Source organism: Streptomyces sp. NPDC017225 (assembly GCF_044331465.1).
In the GTDB taxonomy this organism is placed as follows: domain Bacteria; phylum Actinomycetota; class Actinomycetes; order Streptomycetales; family Streptomycetaceae; genus Streptomyces.
The window spans coordinates 730,782-747,993 of record NZ_JBIRNE010000002.1 but is presented as its reverse complement, the minus strand read 5'-3'; the positions used below and the strand labels follow the sequence as shown (position 1 = coordinate 747,993).

Annotated in this window: 21 protein-coding genes and 3 pseudogenes; 16 read left to right on the top strand and 8 right to left on the bottom strand. The window is 68.4% G+C overall.

What is annotated here, in order from left to right:
- Positions 1 to 16: 16 nt before the first annotated feature.
- Positions 17 to 781 carry an SDR family oxidoreductase gene (locus tag ACH4NX_RS07135; protein WP_351399334.1) on the bottom strand — a complete coding sequence of 255 codons (765 nt, stop codon included), beginning with the start codon at positions 779 to 781 and terminating at the stop codon, positions 17 to 19.
- Between the two features lie 52 nt (positions 782 to 833).
- Here ACH4NX_RS07135 and ACH4NX_RS07130 point away from each other — a divergent pair, with 52 nt between their 5' ends.
- The 4 genes from ACH4NX_RS07130 (at position 834) to ACH4NX_RS07115 (ending at position 3,952) form a co-directional block, all read left to right on the top strand.
- Entirely contained in the window at positions 834 to 1,466 is a 633-nt protein-coding gene (locus ACH4NX_RS07130) for a helix-turn-helix domain-containing protein (RefSeq protein ID WP_351399337.1), read from the top strand.
- 1,185 nt (positions 1,467 to 2,651) lie between these two features.
- Entirely contained in the window at positions 2,652 to 3,002 is a 351-nt protein-coding gene (locus ACH4NX_RS07125) for an exonuclease domain-containing protein (RefSeq protein WP_398126776.1), read from the top strand.
- A gap of 187 nt (positions 3,003 to 3,189) precedes the next feature.
- A complete protein-coding gene (locus ACH4NX_RS07120; protein ID WP_398126777.1) occupies positions 3,190 to 3,519 on the top strand; it encodes a hypothetical protein in 330 nt (109 codons plus the stop codon).
- Positions 3,520 to 3,589: 70 nt separating this feature from the next.
- Positions 3,590 to 3,952, top strand: a complete 363-nt coding sequence (locus ACH4NX_RS07115) for an aldo/keto reductase (RefSeq protein ID WP_398153350.1) — start codon at positions 3,590 to 3,592, stop codon at positions 3,950 to 3,952.
- Between the two features lie 23 nt (positions 3,953 to 3,975).
- Here the strand turns inward: ACH4NX_RS07115 and ACH4NX_RS07110 are convergent, their stop codons facing one another.
- Positions 3,976 to 5,466, bottom strand: coding sequence for a PLP-dependent aminotransferase family protein (locus tag ACH4NX_RS07110; RefSeq protein WP_398126778.1), 1,491 nt, complete (start codon positions 5,464 to 5,466; stop codon positions 3,976 to 3,978).
- A gap of 40 nt (positions 5,467 to 5,506) precedes the next feature.
- Here ACH4NX_RS07110 and ACH4NX_RS07105 point away from each other — a divergent pair, with 40 nt between their 5' ends.
- The 4 genes and pseudogenes from ACH4NX_RS07105 (at position 5,507) to ACH4NX_RS07090 (ending at position 7,853) form a co-directional block, all read left to right on the top strand.
- Entirely contained in the window at positions 5,507 to 6,361 is an 855-nt protein-coding gene (locus ACH4NX_RS07105; RefSeq protein WP_398126779.1) for a methyltransferase domain-containing protein, read from the top strand.
- The gene (locus ACH4NX_RS07100) at positions 6,358 to 6,579 is read left to right on the top strand and encodes a hypothetical protein (RefSeq protein ID WP_398126780.1); all 222 of its coding nucleotides are present in this window, start codon (positions 6,358 to 6,360) and stop codon (positions 6,577 to 6,579) included. Before ACH4NX_RS07105 ends, ACH4NX_RS07100 begins: the two co-directional genes overlap by 4 nt.
- Positions 6,580 to 6,753: 174 nt before the next feature.
- A pseudogene (locus ACH4NX_RS07095) lies at positions 6,754 to 7,230 on the top strand (ATP-binding protein); the annotation flags it as partial.
- Between the two features lie 20 nt (positions 7,231 to 7,250).
- Positions 7,251 to 7,853, top strand: a complete 603-nt coding sequence (locus tag ACH4NX_RS07090) for an ATP-binding protein (RefSeq protein ID WP_398126781.1) — start codon at positions 7,251 to 7,253, stop codon at positions 7,851 to 7,853.
- Here ACH4NX_RS07090 and ACH4NX_RS07085 read toward each other — a convergent pair.
- Positions 7,753 to 8,031: a hypothetical protein gene (locus ACH4NX_RS07085; protein WP_398126782.1), complete on the bottom strand. Its 279-nt coding sequence runs from the start codon at positions 8,029 to 8,031 to the stop codon at positions 7,753 to 7,755. The genes ACH4NX_RS07090 and ACH4NX_RS07085 overlap by 101 nt on opposite strands.
- Positions 8,032 to 8,063: 32 nt before the next feature.
- Positions 8,064 to 8,435 carry a winged helix-turn-helix transcriptional regulator gene (locus ACH4NX_RS07080; RefSeq protein WP_398126783.1) on the bottom strand — a complete coding sequence of 124 codons (372 nt, stop codon included), beginning with the start codon at positions 8,433 to 8,435 and terminating at the stop codon, positions 8,064 to 8,066.
- A gap of 165 nt (positions 8,436 to 8,600) precedes the next feature.
- Here ACH4NX_RS07080 and ACH4NX_RS07075 point away from each other — a divergent pair, with 165 nt between their 5' ends.
- The 4 genes from ACH4NX_RS07075 to ACH4NX_RS07060 all read left to right on the top strand — a co-directional run bounded on the left by ACH4NX_RS07075 (position 8,601) and on the right by ACH4NX_RS07060 (position 11,630).
- Positions 8,601 to 9,446 carry an NAD(P)H-binding protein gene (locus tag ACH4NX_RS07075; protein ID WP_398126784.1) on the top strand — a complete coding sequence of 282 codons (846 nt, stop codon included), beginning with the start codon at positions 8,601 to 8,603 and terminating at the stop codon, positions 9,444 to 9,446.
- Between the two features lie 386 nt (positions 9,447 to 9,832).
- On the top strand, positions 9,833 to 10,372 hold the full coding sequence (locus ACH4NX_RS07070) for a hypothetical protein (RefSeq protein WP_398153349.1): 540 nt from the start codon (positions 9,833 to 9,835) through the stop codon (positions 10,370 to 10,372).
- Between the two features lie 555 nt (positions 10,373 to 10,927).
- A complete protein-coding gene (locus ACH4NX_RS07065; protein ID WP_398126786.1) occupies positions 10,928 to 11,218 on the top strand; it encodes a transposase in 291 nt (96 codons plus the stop codon).
- Positions 11,184 to 11,630, top strand: a complete 447-nt coding sequence (locus ACH4NX_RS07060; protein ID WP_398153353.1) for an aldo/keto reductase — start codon at positions 11,184 to 11,186, stop codon at positions 11,628 to 11,630. The genes ACH4NX_RS07065 and ACH4NX_RS07060 overlap by 35 nt, the downstream gene beginning before the upstream one ends.
- Positions 11,631 to 12,193: 563 nt before the next feature.
- Here ACH4NX_RS07060 and ACH4NX_RS07055 read toward each other — a convergent pair.
- The 3 genes from ACH4NX_RS07055 to ACH4NX_RS07045 all read right to left on the bottom strand — a co-directional run bounded on the left by ACH4NX_RS07055 (position 12,194) and on the right by ACH4NX_RS07045 (position 14,297).
- Entirely contained in the window at positions 12,194 to 12,913 is a 720-nt protein-coding gene (locus ACH4NX_RS07055; RefSeq protein WP_398126787.1) for an SGNH/GDSL hydrolase family protein, read from the bottom strand.
- A complete protein-coding gene (locus ACH4NX_RS07050) occupies positions 12,910 to 13,377 on the bottom strand; it encodes a cupin domain-containing protein (RefSeq protein WP_351399343.1) in 468 nt (155 codons plus the stop codon). The genes ACH4NX_RS07055 and ACH4NX_RS07050 overlap by 4 nt, the downstream gene beginning before the upstream one ends.
- 83 nt (positions 13,378 to 13,460) lie before the next feature.
- Positions 13,461 to 14,297, bottom strand: a complete 837-nt coding sequence (locus ACH4NX_RS07045) for a helix-turn-helix domain-containing protein (protein ID WP_351399345.1) — start codon at positions 14,295 to 14,297, stop codon at positions 13,461 to 13,463.
- A gap of 260 nt (positions 14,298 to 14,557) precedes the next feature.
- Here ACH4NX_RS07045 and ACH4NX_RS07040 point away from each other — a divergent pair.
- Positions 14,558 to 14,829, top strand: a pseudogene (locus ACH4NX_RS07040) (IS5/IS1182 family transposase); the annotation flags it as partial.
- Positions 14,830 to 14,894: 65 nt separating this feature from the next.
- On the opposite strand, the gene ACH4NX_RS07035 reads toward ACH4NX_RS07040, so the two are convergent.
- Positions 14,895 to 15,851, bottom strand: a complete 957-nt coding sequence (locus ACH4NX_RS07035; RefSeq protein ID WP_398127154.1) for an alpha/beta hydrolase — start codon at positions 15,849 to 15,851, stop codon at positions 14,895 to 14,897.
- A gap of 65 nt (positions 15,852 to 15,916) precedes the next feature.
- Here ACH4NX_RS07035 and ACH4NX_RS07030 point away from each other — a divergent pair, with 65 nt between their 5' ends.
- The 3 genes and pseudogenes from ACH4NX_RS07030 (at position 15,917) to ACH4NX_RS07020 (ending at position 17,210) form a co-directional block, all read left to right on the top strand.
- Entirely contained in the window at positions 15,917 to 16,351 is a 435-nt protein-coding gene (locus ACH4NX_RS07030; RefSeq protein WP_398126788.1) for a MarR family winged helix-turn-helix transcriptional regulator, read from the top strand.
- 129 nt (positions 16,352 to 16,480) lie between these two features.
- A pseudogene (locus ACH4NX_RS07025) lies at positions 16,481 to 16,780 on the top strand (YnfA family protein); the annotation flags it as partial.
- Between the two features lie 94 nt (positions 16,781 to 16,874).
- Positions 16,875 to 17,210 (top strand): metalloregulator ArsR/SmtB family transcription factor, encoded by a 336-nt coding sequence (locus ACH4NX_RS07020; protein WP_351399349.1) that lies wholly within the window; start codon positions 16,875 to 16,877, stop codon positions 17,208 to 17,210.
- Positions 17,211 to 17,212 lie beyond the last annotated feature (2 nt).

Below are 17,212 nucleotides of genomic sequence, written 5' to 3'. Positions count from 1 at the left end.
TCTTAGCCCTCGTTGGTCAGACGCGTGGGCCGAGGAACAGGCCACCGCTCGCGTCGATGATCTGACCAGTGACCCAGCGGGCGGCGTGGGAGGCGAGGAAGGCGACCACATCGGCTACGTCGTCGGGTCCGCCCAGCCGGTTGAGTGCCGTCATACCGGATATCTGTTCGGTGAGGCCCGGCGTGTCGAAGACAGCTCCGTTGGTCGCCGTCCTGGTGGCCCCAGGAGCGACCGCGTTCACCGTGATCCTTCGGGGGCCGAGTTGGACGGCGATGGTTTTGGTCATCGTCTCGATCGCGCCCTTCGTCATGGCGAAGGACGTCTGGGCCGAGTTGGCCATCCGGGTCGCCACCGACGAGACCGAGACGATCCGGGCGCCCTCGCTCAACAGAGGCAGCGCTCGCTCGATGATGAAGTACGGCGCTCGCACGTTCACCGCGAACAAGTGGTCGAACTCTGCCCGGGTCGTCACGCCGAGCGGGCCGGCCGGTGCGGCTGCCGCGTTGTTGACCAGGATGTCGAGCGGCCGACCGGCCAAGCCGGCCTCCACGCCGGCGAAAAGTGTCTCGACGTCGCCGTCCACGCCCAGTTCGGCTCGGACGGAGAAGGCGGTCCCACCGGCGCGTTCCACCGCGTCGACCGTCCTAGCCGCCCCGCTCTCATCCGTGCCGAAGTGCACGATGACCGTGGCCCCTTCGGCTGCCAGCCGAGCGGCGATTGTCTGCCCGATGCCGCGCGACGCGCCCGTCACCAAAGCCGTTCTGCCCGTCAGATCGCCCATGTCTTCACTCCATCCAAGTGTTAGTCACTAACATGATGGTAGTGTCTAGCACATGAGTGAGCGGCAACCAACCCTGCGGGAACGACGGCGATCCGAGACGCGGCGCCTGGTCCAAGCGCACGCGGTGCGGCTGTTCACCGACCACGGCTACGACGCGGTGACGGTGGCCGACGTCGCTGAGGCCGCCGGCGTCTCGGCAATGACCGTGTACCGGCACTTTCCCACCAAGGAGGACCTCGTCCTCATTGACCAGCCCGCCCGGCTCATCGCCGAGCAGGTCGCCGCGTCGTCGGCGACGCATCCCCTGGTGCGCCGCGTCGGCGGCGCGCTCATCCACGCGGCCACGGCCTTGACCGGCGGCAACGGGGACGAATCGGGAGCGAACGAGCGGTTCCTGCTGGACTGCCTCCGGCTCATGGTCTCGACGCCTGCGCTGCGGGCCCGGCACCTGGACAGCCAGTACGCGCTGCAACAGGCCATCGTCGACGCCCTCGGGGATGACGCGACCGATCCCGACGCCGTGTTCCGCGCCCAGGCGGCGACCAGCGCCTGCATGGCTGCGATGCACACGGCGCTGACGCGTTGGACCGAAGACGACGGACACACCAAGCTGCCCGACCTGATCGCACGGGCGCTCGCCGCGTCCTTCGGTGATGACGCCGTCGCCACCTACCGGAAGGACTGAGGCGGCCCACGAACGCCCCTGGGGCAGGTCCGAATCGGCCGACGCCCTTGTTGACGGGGCTGCAGCCACCGAGCGGCACAGACCCGGCGCTGTCTCGTGCCTTGACCATCGAACACGGCGGGGTTTCGGTGCCTCCCCAAGTGCTGAACAATCGCTGTCGACACTCGTGAACAAAGCAACTGGACGCCATCCGCGCCGGCGGCCGGCTCTACGCCTCCTCCGGATGCCTGCTCGCCGCTCTGTACTGCGCGCCCCTGGCCGAGACCCCCGCCGGCCTGCGCCCGCACAACTGCGGCGCCTACCTGCTGCAGACCAAGCCACACACCCAAACCCTGATGATCGAGATCACGCCCACCGCACCGGCACCGGCCAAGGGCATCGACTACCTGCGGCTCGGCCCCCTTCATCTGCGCACCTACCTCGACCACCGCAGCTTCCTCACCCAGGCCGAGGACCTCCAACTACACAACAGAGCACTGCACCCGATCCGTCACGCCGCCCCTTTCCTCGACACGGTCATGGCCAACGCCACCGGACGCCGGACAACGCCGGGCACGTTCGTGGACCAGCTCGCCGCTGCCGTCCCAGGCCTTCCGTTCCTGGGCTACGTGTACTTCGAGGTGCTCTCCGAGTACCTGATGCTCCGCTCCACCAGTGCCGAGACGAAGGCGTTCGCGGGGGCCGGCGAGATGAACAACCGCCTCTACAAGCGTCTGGCGTTCTCCGCGGCCAGGACTTCGACAGCCTTGTCCAGGCCGCGCCGTCCCTGCTGGGCCAGACGCTCTTTTGCGAGATGCGCATTCTTCAGCGCTATCCGCAGCTCTACCTCGCTTTCGAGCAAGCCAAGGCCCTTCGGGTCTGGAACTACTGGAACCACCACCAGATCCGGGCGCCGTTCAACGGGTTCCTCCCCAAGGGCGAGATCGGCGTCAACCCCGCCTACCCCGACCGCTGCGCGGTGTGGCTGGTGGAGACCTGCGAGTGGGGTCTACTCCATCCGGTCGACGAACTCGACCGCGCTGCCCGTCCGCGACGGCCGCCCGGGCAAAAGCACCGCGGGCTGGTGGCTGACCCACCCGAACAGCCCCGACACCCCCTTCGCGACCCGCGTACACGGACTGACCAACAACGACCCGGCCCAACAAGCCTGCCTGGGACGAGGTCGCGGGCCGAGTACGCGCCTTCATGGGCACCGCGTGGATCTGCGCGCACAACGCCCACACCGACTACCGCGTACTGGGCGCACATCTGCCCGGCTGGGAGCCCGCCGGCGTGCTGGACACCCTGCGGCTGGCCGAGGCCGCCTTTCCCGGCCTCGGCAAGTACAGCCTCGATGCCCTCATCGAGGCCGTACAGCCCGACCTGCGCGAGGCCCCCGGCGCCCGGCACCGCGCCACGTTCGACACCTTCGCCACGGCGCAGCTCCTCACCGTCATGGCCGCCCGCTACGACACCTGGGACCAGCTGGTCGCCGCGGCCGTGCCGCCCGGCCTGCCCGGTGCCCCCCGACCAGAAAGCGACCCCACCCTGAGGTGACTTCCTCCCGGCCCGTCCGGATCGTTGTGCTCGGCACTCACTCCACGGGCAGGACGACGCTTCTCAAACGCATCGAGACGGAGGTGCGCGGCCACGGCCTCACCGTGGCGCGCACCGGCCGGCTCGGTAGGCGTGCCGCCGCGGCCGGCCTGCCGAAGATGCAACACCACACCGTCCAGTCCACTGAGTGCTCGTCGCGCAGGGCATCCTCGACGAGACCGACGCCGCCGCTCAGGGCTCCGACGTCGTCCTCGTCGACCGCGCCGCCCACGACGCCGTCGCCTACTTCGAGGCCGCCATGGCGTGCCGGGCCGAGACCCCGCCCCGTCTCGAGCGCGAACGCCTCCTGACCCTCGCCTCCACGCAGCTCCCCGATTACGATCTGCTGCTGGCGACCGTTCTTGACGAGGCGTGCCCGTCGACACCGGCCACGACTACGACGCCGGCTTCCGGCGCCTCGTCGACGACCTGGTCCACCGTCTCCTCGCGAGCGACGTCATGCCCCACCAGCGGATGACCAGCGACCCCGACAGCCAGGCCCACGCCGTCGAGATGGCCGTCCAGCGCTGCCTGAAGCAGGAGCTCGTATGATCCCCGCGCCGCCCGCCGGCAGCATCACCATCGCCGGCAAGACCGTGTCACGGCTCGGCTTCGGCACCATGCGCCTGACCGGCCCCGGCGCCTGGGGCGACCGGGCCGACCGGGATACCGCTCTCAGCGTGCTGCGCCAGGCCGTCCACACCCACGGCATCAGCCACATCGACACCGCCGACTCCTACGGCCCCCACACCGTGGAACACCTGATCCGCGAAGGACCTCTACCCCTACCCCGAACAGGTGCTGATCGCCACGAAGGTCGGCATGGTCCGCACCGGCACCGGCCAGTGGTGCCCGTCCGGAGGCCAAGCAGCCGACGGGCAGGAGCGAGTCCTCGTGATGGTCGGTGCTGACGTTGGACCATGTATCGACCTGTTCAGGGCAGGCGCCGTAGGGCTGCGCCGAGGGCTGCCACACCTTCGCTGATGCTGGCGGGGGCGCTCGCCGCGTAGCCGAGGACCAGCCCGGGTCGGGACGGACGTTGACTGTGCCATGAGAGTGGCTGCACCTTCACGCCCCGCGCAAGCGCAGCGGCGGCGAGGTCGGTGTCGGCGAACTCGGTGTCGAAGGTGATCGTCAGGTGCAAGCCCGCTGCGGCGCCGTGTACGACCGCGTTGGGAAGGTGCGTAGTGATCGCATCGACCATGGCGTCCCGGCGACGGCGGTGGCGTGTGCGCAGGTGCCGCAACTGGCGTTCCATCTCGCCTGATTCCATGAACCGGGCCAGCACATGCTGCGGCAGTGCCGCGTTGCCAAGGTCGGCGAATCGCTTGGCGGCAACAAGAGCATCGCGGTACTTCGGCGGTGCGAGTACCCAGCCGATGCGCAGTGCGGGGGCGAGGAGTTTGGAAACGCTCCCGGCGTAGCAGACGTGGTCGGGCAGTATGGATCGCAGGGCGGGTACCGGAGGCCGGTCGTAGCGGTGCTCCGCATCGTAATCATCCTCGATGATCAGTCCGTCGTTCTCGGTGGCCCAATGCATCAGTTCACGACGCCGTGCCCCGCTGAGCACCGCTCCGGTCGGGAACTGGTGCGCGGGAGTCAGCAACACAGCTGGAACTGCCATGTCGTGCAGTACGTCGACACGCGCGCCCTGGGAGTCGACAGGGACCGCCGGCGTGTCCAACCGTTGATTGCGCAGATGCTGGCGGGCCCCAAGTGATCCTGGGTCCTCCACAGCTACCGCGGAGACCCCGTCACCGTGCAGCACCTGTCCGAGCAGGCTGAGTGTCTGGGCGGTGCCTGCGACGATGAGTATCCCGTCGGGGTCCGCCCTGATCGCGCGGTAGCGGGCGAGCCAGCTGGCGATGGCGTGACGCAGTGCCGGTGTCCCGCGAGGGTCAGCGTATCCAAGGTCGGACGCCGGGAGGCCTGCGAGCACGGAGCGTTCGGCACGCAGCCATGCTGATCGCGGAAACGCGGCAAGGTCGGGAATTCCGGGTGACAGATCGATCCGGGCGGGTGCCGCTCGCATCATGTCGAAGATGTCCGCACCGGGTGCGGCGGCGAACAGCGCCCTTGACAGCGGTGGAGCACCGGGCGTGGCCGGGGGCGCTTCCGGTGGCACGGGGGGAGCGGCGACAACGATCGTTCCGTTGCGCCCGCGTCCTGCCGCGTGTCCGTCTTCTATCAGTCGCTGATACGCCTCTGTGACCACTCCGCGGGATACCCGCAGCTCGCCGGCCAGAACCCGGGTGGCCGGAAGTCTGCTTCCCACCGGCAGGCGGTGGTCCGAGATCGCGAGCCGAAGCTGCTGGGCCAGCCAGTCGGATCGCCTGCCCATCGGCGCATCGTCGATGTTCAGTTGCAGGAAGTCGGATCCGGAGACTATGGACTGGTCGTTTGGGTTCGGATTGGACCTGTTCATCGAGCCATAATGGCAGCAGGGTGAACGCATGGATACAGCGATGGCATCTCATGAAGTGACCGTGGCGGCCGGATATGTGCACGGCTACTCGGAACGCGAGGCGGTTCGGCTCGGCGAGCAGGCGGACACCTTGGCGGCGTTGTTGCATGCGGGCACGGCTTATCCGGCCGACAGCCGGGTGCTGGAGATCGGTTGCGGGGTCGGCGCCCAGACGATCCACCTGGCCCAGGCCAGCCCGGGAGCGCGCATCACCGCGGTCGACCGCTCCCATGACTCCCTTGCACAGGCCCGGTCCCGTGTCGCGGCCCACGCGCCGGGGGCGGATGTGGAGTGGCATCGCGCCGACCTGTTCGATCTCCCCTTTGCTGATGCGGAGTTCGACCATGTTTTCGTCTGCTTCGTCCTGGAGCACCTACCAGACCCCCGGCAGGCGCTGACCGCGCTGCGGCGCGTGCTGCGGCCCGGGGGCACCATCACCGTGATCGAAGGGGATCACGAATCGGCGTTCTTCCATCCGGCCAGCGCATACGCCCGCGCCGCAATCGAATGCCAGATCCAACTACAGTCCGCCGCCGGCGGAGACGCGCTGATCGGCCGGCAGTTGCAACCGCTACTGGCTCAGGCCGGCTACGACGACGTCGTAGTGCGTCCTCGCACGGTGTACACCGACCAGACCCGGCCCTCGCTGGTCGACGGCTTTACTCGAAACACGTTCATCGCCATGGTCGAATCAGTCCGGGACTGCGCGCTGGCAGCAGGGCTCATGACCGCGGGCGACTGGGACCGGGGGATCACAGACCTACACCGCACCGCACAGGCCAACGGGACCTTCCACTACACGTTCTTCAAGGCCTTCGCCGTGAACCCGTCCGGCGTCGCCACCACGGGCCAATGACCGCCATCATCACTCTCATTCTGCTGGCGGCCATCGCCTGCGGCCTGGAGCGCAACCACCGTCGCCAGCCTTACCCGCGACCATCGCTGAACGGCAGCACAGACCTCCACGACCGGGATGCCGAGCGCGTCCGGGCCGAACTGCGTGCCGCCGCCGACTGGGCCGTGGGGGTGCCTGTAGCCAACGATCACGCCACCAGCAGCCAAGGCAGCCGGTGACACGATCATCAATGATAAGCACCCATTAAGACGATTACTGCCAATCGGCCTGCCTTGCCCGTCGCCGCCGCCCGCCCGACAGCCCTACGCGCCGCGAGCGCGAGCGGCTGAGAAGGATGGTCTACGGCGACAAGACCGAACACCGGCTGCGGATGCGCGCGCAGGTGGTGCTGCATGCCGCACGGGACCGCTCCGACGCGCGCATCGCCCGCGAGACGGGCCTGCACCTGGACACGGTGCTGCTGGCGCGGCCGGTTCGCCGAGCGGGGTCTGGGCGGTCTGAGCGACCGCGAGCGGTCGGGACGGCCACCCGTCGTTCACCGCACTGCAGGTGGCGGGGGCCAAAGCCCTGGTCGACCAGGTGCACGACGAAGCCGAGGTGGAAGCCCGATGACCGTGATGGACGCCGCCCTGCGGGAGTCACTCCAGACCTTGCGACTGTCCGGCATGCTGGAGACGCTCGACGCCCGCCTGGCCCAGGCCCACGGCGGCGAGCTCGGCCACCCCGGCTTCCTCCAGGCCCTCCGCCAGGACGAGATCACCTGCCGGGAGACCGTCGCCTTCCAGCGACGTCTGCAGCGGGCCAAGTTCGAGCAGCAGGCCACCCTGGAGGAGTTCGACTTCACCGCCTCCTCGGAACTTCCCGCCTCCCAGATCCGCGGCGTGGGGCCTTGCGCTGGCTCCATGCCGGCGAGTCGGTCATCCTCTTCGGCCCGGTCGGCGTCGGCAAGACCCACATCGCTCAGGCTCTCGGCCACCTCACCGTTCGCCAGGGCGCACACGTCCGTTTCGCCAAGACCAGCCGCGTCCTCGCGGACCTTGCCGACGGCCACGCGGACCCCACCTGGGAGAAACGGATCCGCGAACTCGTCCGTCCCGACGTCCTCATCCTCGACGACTTCGCGATGCGCCAGATGTCCGCGGCTCAAGCCGATGACCTCTACGAACTCGTGTCCGAGCGACAGGGCAGGTCTCTGATCATCACCAGCAACCGGGCGCCCCGGCGACTGGTATCCCCTCCTCCCCAACCCCGTCGTCGCCGAGTCGCTCCTGGACCGGCTCATCAACACCAGCCACCAGGTCATCACGAACGGCCCAAGCTACCGCCCGAACAAGCGGCCCAAGCACCCCACAGACAAGCCCGTCAAGCCACTCACCTGACGATCCGACCGGTCAGGATCCGGCGTCGGCAGGCCGCTGATGTCCGCACGGCGCCGGATTGCCGATCTTGTCGAAGACCTCGGCGTCACTTCCCGAATTCACCCACACCGTGATGCCCTGATCATGAACGACGACGTTGAACGGCGACTCCTCGGACTCCTTCTGCCCCGGGGAATTAGGGGCTCTGTCGCTGATCTTGTGATCGGGCGGGTGTTGTTGGGACTCCGGTGAAAATGGTGTCAGTCCGGCTCTTCGCCCACTTGCTTGCGGGATCAACCAGGTAGCGGACATTCGGACAAGGATCGAGCCCTCGCGCTGATGCGCTAGCGGGGTGGGACGGTGTCGTAGTCGTGCCGGGCCTGCGCGACCTTGTCCAGGTTGTCGGCAGCCCATTCGGCGAGGTGCGCGAAGAGTGGGGCCAGGCTGCGGCCCAGCTCGCTGATCTCGTACTCGACCCGAGGAGGGACCTCCGGGTGGTACGTACGCACGACCATGCCGTCGCGTTCCAGCTGACGCAGCCGCTGGGTCAGTACCTTTGGTGTGATCGTGCCGATCCGTCGTTCCAGCTCCACGAACCGTTGCCGACCATGCATGTTGAGAGTCCACAGGATCGGCGTGGTCCACCGGCTGAACACGATGTCCACGACCGCACTGGTCGGACAGGCGAGTTCCGGGTCGGTCCCAGCAGCTGCCATCCAGTCAGCGTCGTCGGCCATACACACCCCATCGGGATAGTCACTTTCCTGTAGGTACCTACTATATCGACGGTGTTAGCGTCCCCGTGTCGCCCAGAGAGCAGCTCTCCGCGGCGGCCCCGCTCGGGCGGCGACAACCATGCTGAATAGACACGGGAGTTGTTCATGTTCGTAGTGACGGGTGCGACCGGGAACGTCGGCCGATCGCTCGTGCAGGTGCTCGCGGCAATCGGTGCGCAGGTGACCGCGACATCCCGGGGGATCTCGGACGCGGACGTACCGGAGAGCGTCCAGTACACGCAGGCGGACCTGGTCGATCCTGAGAGCCTTCGGCCCGTTTTCGACGGAGCCGATGCGCTGTTCCTTCAAAGCGGCGGCCCCAGCGCGCACCTGTTGAGCCCACAGGACATCCTCGACGTCGCCAAGGCCGGCGGCGTCGGGCGGGTCGTCCTGCTGTCCTCCCAAGGAGTCGCGACCCGACCGCGTTCGGCCTCTCACGGGGACCTGGGGCGGTCCATCGAGGACGCCGTCCAGCAGTCAGGCATGGACTGGACGATCCTGCGCCCCGGAGGCTTCAACTCCAACGCGTACGCCTGGGCCGAGTCGGTCCGCGCCCGAAGGGCCGCCGCCGCGCCGTTCGCCGACATCGGCCTGCCGACCATCGACCCGGACGACATCGCCGAGGTCGCCGCCACAGCCCTGCGGGAGGACGGCCACACCGGACAGATATACGAGCTGACCGGGCCCGCCCTCAGCACGCCCCGGCAGCGGGCCGCGGCGATTGCCGACGCACTCGGCGAGCCCGTCCGGTTCATCGAGCAGACCCGCGAGGAGGCCCACACTCAGATGCTGCGGTTCATGCCCGAGCCCGTGGTCGAGACCACGCTGACCATCCTGGGTGAGCCCACCCACGCCGAGCAGCGCATCAGCCCCGACGTCGAGCGGCTCCTCGGCCGCGCGCCCCGCACCTTCGCCGACTGGACCCTACGCCACATCGCCGCCTTCCGATAGGCCCTGCGTCTTCGGCCAGGGCATTCCCGGACTATCCGTCACGACGCACCGCCGACCGCACCCCCACGGTTCGCTCACCTCGGAGTGGGGATCCAAGGTGAGCAGGTCCGGGGAAGTACCGGGCACGGGGGAAATCAAAGAGCCCCGACATCGTCAGTGGTGACTGCGATCGTGTCCCGGGGGCACTCCGCGGATTTTCGAGGCTCTTGTGCCTCATCTGTCGGGTGTCGTAGTGGAGTTGGCCGAGCGGTTGGCCTGTGGGATCACGCTGCATGCCCGTGCGCGGGCGGCCGATGGGCTGTGCCCGCACTGCGGATTGCCTCGGCGCGCGTGCACGGCCGGTACCTGCGGCGATTGTCTGATGAAGCGATCAGCGGCTCGCCCGTGTGGTGATCGAGCTGCTGGTGCGCCGGTTCCGGTGCCTCAACGCTGCCTGCTCGGCGGTGACGTTCGTCGAGCAGGTCGCCAGGCTGACCAGCCCGCATGCCCGCTTCACCTCGCTGCTGCGCGGAATGCTGACCTCGATCGCGGTGGCGCAGGCCGGGCGGCCGGGGAGTCGGCTCGCGGTGGCGTTGGGGGTCCCGGTGGCCGAAGACACCCCGTTACGTCTCCTGCGAGCCCTCCCAGAGGAGCCTGCCGGGCAGGTCAGGGTGCTGGGTGTTGATGATTTCGCGCTCCGCAAGGGTGACTCGTACTCACCAATCCTGGTGGACCTGGAACGAAGGCTCCCGATCGACGTACTGCCGGGACGCGAGGCCGAACCGTTGGCCGCCTGGCTCCCCGACCACCCCGAGGTAGAGATTATCCGCAGGGACCGCGGCGGGGCCTACGCCAAAGGCGCCCGCACGGGCGCCCGCAGGCAGTGGGGATTGCCGACGGCTGGCATTTGTGGAAGAACCTCGGTGGGGCGGTGGAGAAGACCGTAGGAGCCCATCATGTCCGCGTCCGGACCGTGTTCGCGAACACGACACCGGCAACCCCGCCGCCTGCGGCCGATGCGATGCTCGATGTCTGCGGGCGGGAACACCGCTTGGTGACTCGAACGAGGGAGCGGTACGCCGCCGTACAGCAACTCCTCGCCGACGGCAGCTCGCTGGAGGGAATCTGTCGGACGCTCCTGCTGGACCGGGCCACCGTGCGCCGCTTCGCCCGCGCAGCCAGTATCGACGAACTGCTGGTCAACGCGACGAACCGGGCCCACATCCTCGATCCATACACCGTTCACCTCCACCAGCGATGGAATGAGGGCTGCCGCGACAGTGCACAACTCCATCAGGAACTCGGGGTCTTGGGCTACGGAGGGAGCATCCAGACCACCCGGCGCTACCTCCGCCCCGTCAAATCCTCCACCCTCGCGCCGTCGGCGCCCCGTCCGGCTCCGCGGCCCCGCCGCATCGTCAGATGGATCATGACGAATCCCGGAAATCTCCCAGACGAGGACGCCCTCACCCTCAGTGAGACGTGTGCTGGTTGTCCCGAACTTGATTGCGACAACCCGACACGTCCGCGACTTCGCGGCGATGATGCGCGACCTGAGCGGCGACCAGTTCCCCGGGTGGATGGAGCGCGTCGAGCACGACGACCTGCCCGCACTGCATTCCCTGGTCAACGGCCTGCGCAGGGACCAAGACGCCGTCATCGCCGGCCTGTCCAGCTCCTGGAGTTCGGGCCAGGTCGAGGGTCAGAACACGAGAGTCAAACGAATCAAAAGGGACGGGTACGGCCGGGCCGACTTCGATCTCCTCCGCGTCCGCATCCTGCACAGATCCTGACCCGCCCGATCACAAGATCAGCGACAGATCCGAATCAGGTGAGCGTTCACAACGACCAGATCGCCGTGCTGCACTCCCTGCAGGACGAGGGAAGATCGGCCACATCGGCCTGTCGAAGGTCACGCCCGACGACATCCGCTACGTCGTCGAGTACCGGCCCGTCGCCGCGGTGCAGAATGTGCTGAACACCACCGGCCGCGACGACCCCGCCGCGGAGATGTGCCGCGACCTCAACATCCCGTACGTGGCATACCGGCCGCTGGACGCCGGCCTCCTGGCCCACGCGAACGGGCCGGGCGCTCCCCTCCACTGGCTCCTCGAACAGGGCTCCCACGTCGCCCCCATTCCCAGCACCAGCCAACCCCGGCACTTCGACGAGATCGTGGCTGCCGTACAGGGCGGCCCGGCCTGATGCCCGCCCCGACCACCACCGCGCCCGCACGGGGCCGTCGCGTCGCCTACGAGAACTGGCGGCCGCCGGTGGTCGGTGTCTCGCTGCTCGTCCCGGTCGGAGCCGACTGCATCGCCGTCGCCGACCTCGGCGGCATGCTGATGCTTCCTGCGGGCGGCGTGTACGACGGGCAGCTACCCGGAGGAAGCCGGCCACCGGGTCCTTACCGATCCCTCTGGCGGGCTACGGCTCCTGCGACGCGTCGCCGTCGACCGAGTGCAGACGCGGCACAGGGAGGTAATCACCCACGTCGTGGCCACCGCACCCACGACCCGCGACACGGTGAAGAACCTGGTGTACCGCGACCCCCGGGGCACCGTGCGCGTCATGCCGACTCTGCAGTTCCTTGAACAGGGCCGACCGTCAGGGCGAAGTATCGGCTCCAGGTCCCGCCGGTCTCGTTGAGCCGGCGGGTGGTGGTTTTGTCGTGGTAGCCGAGAGCGTTCGAGATGGTCCGGTCGTTGTTGCCTGCCCGGTAGGGGTGGGAACCGAATACGCAGGAAAGGGGCCGCCGCCGGAACCGGCTACGCGCTCCGGGTCGGGAGCCAGGTGTCGATGGCCTCGGCGACAAGAGCGGCGCCGCGGCTGTTCTGATGGATGTGGTCGGTCGTCAGCACGAGACCCCGGCGCCGCGAGATCGTGTCGAGGCTGCGGCGCAGCAAGGCGCGCCGGACGAGGACGCTGACGCTCGCTGCGGGCGTCGGGTCCCGGTAGGGGATCGGCGGCGGGTCCGCCTGGCGTAGTTCCTCGGTCTGGCGTTCGTGGAGCGGGAGATAGGTCGCCTTGTTGGTGGTGGCGACCTCGGCGATCATGCGGCTGTACGCCTGTGATGCCCGCGCCGCGGCGCCGTCGAGTTGTTGGCCGAGGACCGGGAGGGACAGCAGAGCGATCGTCGCGTCGGTCTGCGTTCGCAGCCGTTCGACGACGGCTCCCAGACACTGCTGGAACCAGCCGGCCGACGGGCGCTCGGGAAGTTGTTTGCGCTTCATGGCCCGCTCGACGGGGTAGCCGGCGAGGCTCGCTCGGGCGTCGTTGGTCCCGATCAGCACGGTGATCACGTCGGGTGGGTCCGCGACGAAGACATCGAGGCGCCGTGAGAGGTTGTGGGCGAAGTCGCCGTTGACGCCGAAGCGGGCGAGCCGTACGTCGCCGGGAGGGCGGCGTCGTTCGAGAAGGTCCAGGTAGTCGACGCTGAGTTGCGCGCGGGTGAGGCTGTCGCCGAGGCACGCGACACGGGTCGTCACGGTGTTCGCGGGCCGGGCGTGCCGGCGTGCTCGGTCGGGCGGGCTTCGGTCCGGGGGCGATGGTCGGTGCCGAGGCCAGCGGTGATGGTCAGGATGGACGCCGGTCCCGCCATGTCGACCGCGTGCCATGTCCCGGCCGGGTTGACGGTGGCCTCGCCTGGCCCGAGCACAACCCGGTCGGGCACTCCGTCCACATCGCGGGTGACCGTCACCGACCCGCTGAGGCAGACGACCAGTTCGTCGCCGGCGGGGTGGCGCTCCCAATGGTCGCCGAGGCCGTCGCCGTCGAAGATCGTCACCATCCGGCCCTCGGCGCCGTCCCCCGCGACCGCGGCGCTGTAGGCATGGAGCACCTCCGGGTCCCAGGCGAAGCCCTCGACGGGTTTCGCTCTCGACCCCAGCCCGAGGTGCACGGGGGTGGTCCGCAGGTCGATGGCGTTGGGTTCGTGATTGACGAGTCTCATGCCGACGATCGTCACAGGTCAGCAATAGGGTGGTCTTGAAGGAATGGGAACGGAAGCCGACGCCATGGGCGGCCGGTCGGCGACTACCCAGTCCCGAGCAGGACTTCGCCGCGACGCCATGCTGTCGGCGATCGGCCCGTGAACTCGCTCCAGTCCCGGACGAGATGGGCCTGGTCGGCGTAGCCGGAGACGGTCGCCACATCGGCCCACGGAAGCGGGTCGTGCATGGTGGCCAGTTCGTGCGCGTGCTCGAAGCGCAAAACCCGGGCGAAGGTCTTCGGCGACAGGCCCACCTCTCCGCGAAACCGCTCGGTGAGGTACCGACGGCTCCAGCCCAGTTCTGCGGCGACCCTCCCAACCTGGACGCGGCCCCGCGCGGCCAAGAGGCGGCGCCAGGCCTCGGCCACCTCGGGGCGCACCCGGGACACGGGGTCGCCGTCGGCGCCGCGGCCGACGGCTCGCAGGAGCAGCTCGTCCAGCGCGGCGAACCGCGCGGCCCATGTCGTCGCCGCGCGGAGCCGGTCGACCAGCTCGACGCCGAGCGCTCCGAGAAGCTCGTCGAGTGGGACCAGTCGGTGGGCGAGATCAGCGGCGGGCATGCCGTAGACGGCCCGGGCCCCGAGCGGTGTCAGCGACACCTGCACGCCTTCCTGGCGTCCGTCGTGGTGGATCGCGACGCACTGGCGCATCAGACCGCCGGCCACGCTGCCGAATCGGGTGACCGGTGACCCGTCGTCGACGCCCGCCGCCACCTCCAAAGGGCCGGACAGACTGATCACCGCAGTGAGCACGCGGCCCGGCGGACCGCAGTGCACCCCCGCCGGGAACCCACGAAGATCGAAACCGACATACGAGCCGACGTACCGCCGCAAGGCGGGCGCCGGATGTGCATAGATCCTGGTGGCCGTATGGTCTTCCACCCTCGCAGTGTACGAACCGGCGGTCTACTGGTGGGCTCGCGTATTCATCTGTCGCCAGTTGATCAATCTGGCTCCGGAATCACTACTGACCGTGACGCTCCTGGCGGGGAGCTGGGTGTGGAGCCCGCAACGTCGACGGGACGTAGCACCGCGTCGTAATGGCGATGACCGGCCGTGTTGGCGTCCTTATCCTCAGTGAGTGAGTCTGATCGAGGTGGTTCCTGGGCCAGGTCGAGCTCGTCGTTCGGGGGGCGGGGTCGCAAGCGCCCTCCTCCCGCGCGATCCGCGAACACTTGTGCAAACGCGGCATCCGGGCAGTGATCCCCGTCCCCGCCGACCAGCGCGGACACCGGTTGCGTCGGGGCAGCCGCGGCGGCAGGCCAAGGCCTTCAACCGCGAGACCTGCAAACGGCGCAACACCGTCGAGCGGTGCGTCAACGGCCTCAGACAGTGGCGCGGCCTCGCCACCCGCTACGAGAAGACCGCCACCATCTACCTGGCCGGACTCCACCTCGAGGGCATCTTCCTCTAGGCCGCCCGGTGATCCAAACGAACTGCCTGGTGCTGTGACCGCATAGGTTCGCCGGTTCGTATGCCTTACAGGTTGTTCGCATAGAAGCTGACGAGTCGTTCGACGGCAGCGTCGACGTATCCAGGTTCGTCGTACATCTCGTAGTGGCCGGCGCCGTCGATCACCATGAGGTCGACGGGGTTGGGGGCCAGCTTCCACAGCTGCATGCCGGTGTCGTAGGAGCCGGTGTTGCCGATGCGTCCGGCGAGGATGACCTGGAGTGGCTGGGTCATGAGCCGATCGGCCAGGTGGAACGCGTCGTAGCCCAGCAGGTGGGAGTCGCTGCGCAAGAGGCGCCGGTTCGTGGAGTGTTCGTTACCGCCACGCTCGGTGCGGTAGTAGGTGACGGCCTGAGTGGTGTCGATGTCGGTCAGGCCCGCTGCCGTGGCGTCCTCAAGGGTGTCGGGCAGCCAGTTCACGCGGGTCGTCTCGCCGGAACGGGCCTCCTCGGTGCGTGCGTTTGCGAGGGCGTCGAGTGCTGCGGCCGGACCGTCGGGCTGGAAGCTGCGGAATGAGGCGCCGATGTTGACGGGGACGACAGTGCCGACCGCTTTGATGCGATGGTCCGTGCGGGCGGTGTGCACGGCGTAGCCTCCACCGGCGCAGATACCGAGGACGCCGATGCGCTGCGGGTCGATGCCGGGGGTCGTGGTGAGCACGTCGATGGCGTAGGAGATGTCCTCACCTCGGCGGTAGGGGTCTTCGAGGTCGCGGGGCTCGCCCTCGCTCTGGCCCTGATGGGCGGGGTCGAGGACGAGCGCCGCAATGCCGCGGGCGGCGAGACGGGAGGCGTAGTTGGCGCCGATCTGCTCCTTCACGCTGCTGCCTGGGGTGGAGAGCACCACGGCGCGCACCGGTGTGCTGCTGTCGGCGTTGTCGGGCAGGTGGAGGTCCGCGGCGAGGTTGATGGGACCGCGCGGGATCGTGAGGTGCTGAAGCATGCCCGGCTTCCTTTGTGAGAGCGTTGTTCCATAGAAGTCCAGTACGAAGCAATGTCTTGTACGATTCTGAAATTAATACGAAACTGTATCACCTGGATGGAGGGTCGATGTCAGTCGACGGGGCGCAGCTGTGGACGCTGAACCAGCGGCTGCTGGGTGTTGTGATGGATGCCTGCACGGGGGAGCTGGCCGAGCTCGGGTTGGAGACGAAGGAGTTTTTCGTCCTGGCCGAGGTGGAGGCATCGCCGTACCCGGCTGAGATCGCGACTGCGCTGCTGCTGCCCAAGGCGAGCGTGACGGTCTACGTTCGCAACCTCGTCGCCAAGGGCTTTATCCGCCGCGAGATCGACGAGGCGGACTTGCGGCGTCATCGGCTCGAACTGACCGCTGAGGGCACGCAAGCACGCGATCGAGCACTTGCGGCTCTCGCGACGGAGTACGACCGCAGGTTGGCGAGGGTCACCCCCCAGGACCGCGTTGAGCTGCAACGCATCCTCAAAGCGATGCTCACCTCACCCACGTCAGGCCGTATGCGCGAGTGATTCGTCTGTCCGGTGCTCTGCTGCGCGTTCGGGCCGTGACCGCATGGCGTCGTCAGATCTTCCAGGTTGCGACGGCAAGGGACGTCCGCCCCAGCGGATGCCCTTCTCGCTTCGGACGCGGGCACGTTCGCGACGTTCTTCGAGATCGGAGGGGCCTGGCTGGTGCGGCAGGGCGTGCGCGAACACAAGGGCTGGATCTGGATCGGCGCCGGCGTCATCGCGTTCGGCCTGTACGGGTTCGTCGCCACGATCCAGTCCGACGGCAACTTCGGGCACGTCCTCGCCGCGTACGGCGGCGTCTTCGTCGCCGGATCGATCGCCTGGGGCGTGGTCGCCGACGGCTACCACGCCGACCGCTACGACATCACCGGCGCCGTCATCTGCCTCATCGGAATGGGCGTCCTCATGTACGCGCCCCGCGACCACTGACAGAACTCCGCGCTCGATGACACCGCCGGAAAGCGGCAGGCCGCCCAGATAATCCACGGTTTCCTGAATTCAGAATTCTATGTACTCTCATGGTGTGCTGACTGTTGCCTCCGACATCGAGGTGCTGGCCCGGTTCGGCCGCGCGCTCGCCGACCCGATCCGCTGCCGCATCCTGCTCGCCCTGCGCGAAGCCCCCGCCTACCCGGCCGACCTTGCCGACACCCTCGGCGTCTCGCGGACCCGGCTGTCCAACCACCTCGCCTGCCTGCGCGACTGCGGCCTGGTCGTCACCCTCCCCGACGGCCGCCGCACCCGCTACGAACTCGCCGATGAACGCCTCGGCCACGCGCTCGACGACCTGCGCACCGCCGTGGTCGCCGTCGAAACCGACCGCACCTGCTCGGACGCCGCCGAGAAGGGCTGCTGCTGACC

Excerpts from the sequence above, each read along its gene's own strand:
- ACH4NX_RS07135 (WP_351399334.1), bottom strand. The coding sequence starts at position 781 with ATGGGCGATCTGACGGGCAGAACGGCTTTGGTGACGGGCGCGTCGCGC.
- ACH4NX_RS07130 (WP_351399337.1), top strand. The coding sequence starts at position 834 with ATGAGTGAGCGGCAACCAACCCTGCGGGAACGACGGCGATCCGAGACG.
- ACH4NX_RS07125 (WP_398126776.1), top strand. The coding sequence starts at position 2,652 with ATGGGCACCGCGTGGATCTGCGCGCACAACGCCCACACCGACTACCGC.
- ACH4NX_RS07115 (WP_398153350.1), top strand. The coding sequence starts at position 3,590 with ATGATCCCCGCGCCGCCCGCCGGCAGCATCACCATCGCCGGCAAGACC.
- ACH4NX_RS07110 (WP_398126778.1), bottom strand. The coding sequence starts at position 5,466 with ATGAACAGGTCCAATCCGAACCCAAACGACCAGTCCATAGTCTCCGGA.
- ACH4NX_RS07105 (WP_398126779.1), top strand. The coding sequence starts at position 5,507 with ATGGCATCTCATGAAGTGACCGTGGCGGCCGGATATGTGCACGGCTAC.
- ACH4NX_RS07100 (WP_398126780.1), top strand. The coding sequence starts at position 6,358 with ATGACCGCCATCATCACTCTCATTCTGCTGGCGGCCATCGCCTGCGGC.
- ACH4NX_RS07085 (WP_398126782.1), bottom strand. The coding sequence starts at position 8,031 with ATGTCCGCTACCTGGTTGATCCCGCAAGCAAGTGGGCGAAGAGCCGGA.
- ACH4NX_RS07080 (WP_398126783.1), bottom strand. The coding sequence starts at position 8,435 with ATGGCAGCTGCTGGGACCGACCCGGAACTCGCCTGTCCGACCAGTGCG.
- ACH4NX_RS07075 (WP_398126784.1), top strand. The coding sequence starts at position 8,601 with ATGTTCGTAGTGACGGGTGCGACCGGGAACGTCGGCCGATCGCTCGTG.
- ACH4NX_RS07050 (WP_351399343.1), bottom strand. The coding sequence starts at position 13,377 with ATGAGACTCGTCAATCACGAACCCAACGCCATCGACCTGCGGACCACC.
- ACH4NX_RS07030 (WP_398126788.1), top strand. The coding sequence starts at position 15,917 with ATGTCAGTCGACGGGGCGCAGCTGTGGACGCTGAACCAGCGGCTGCTG.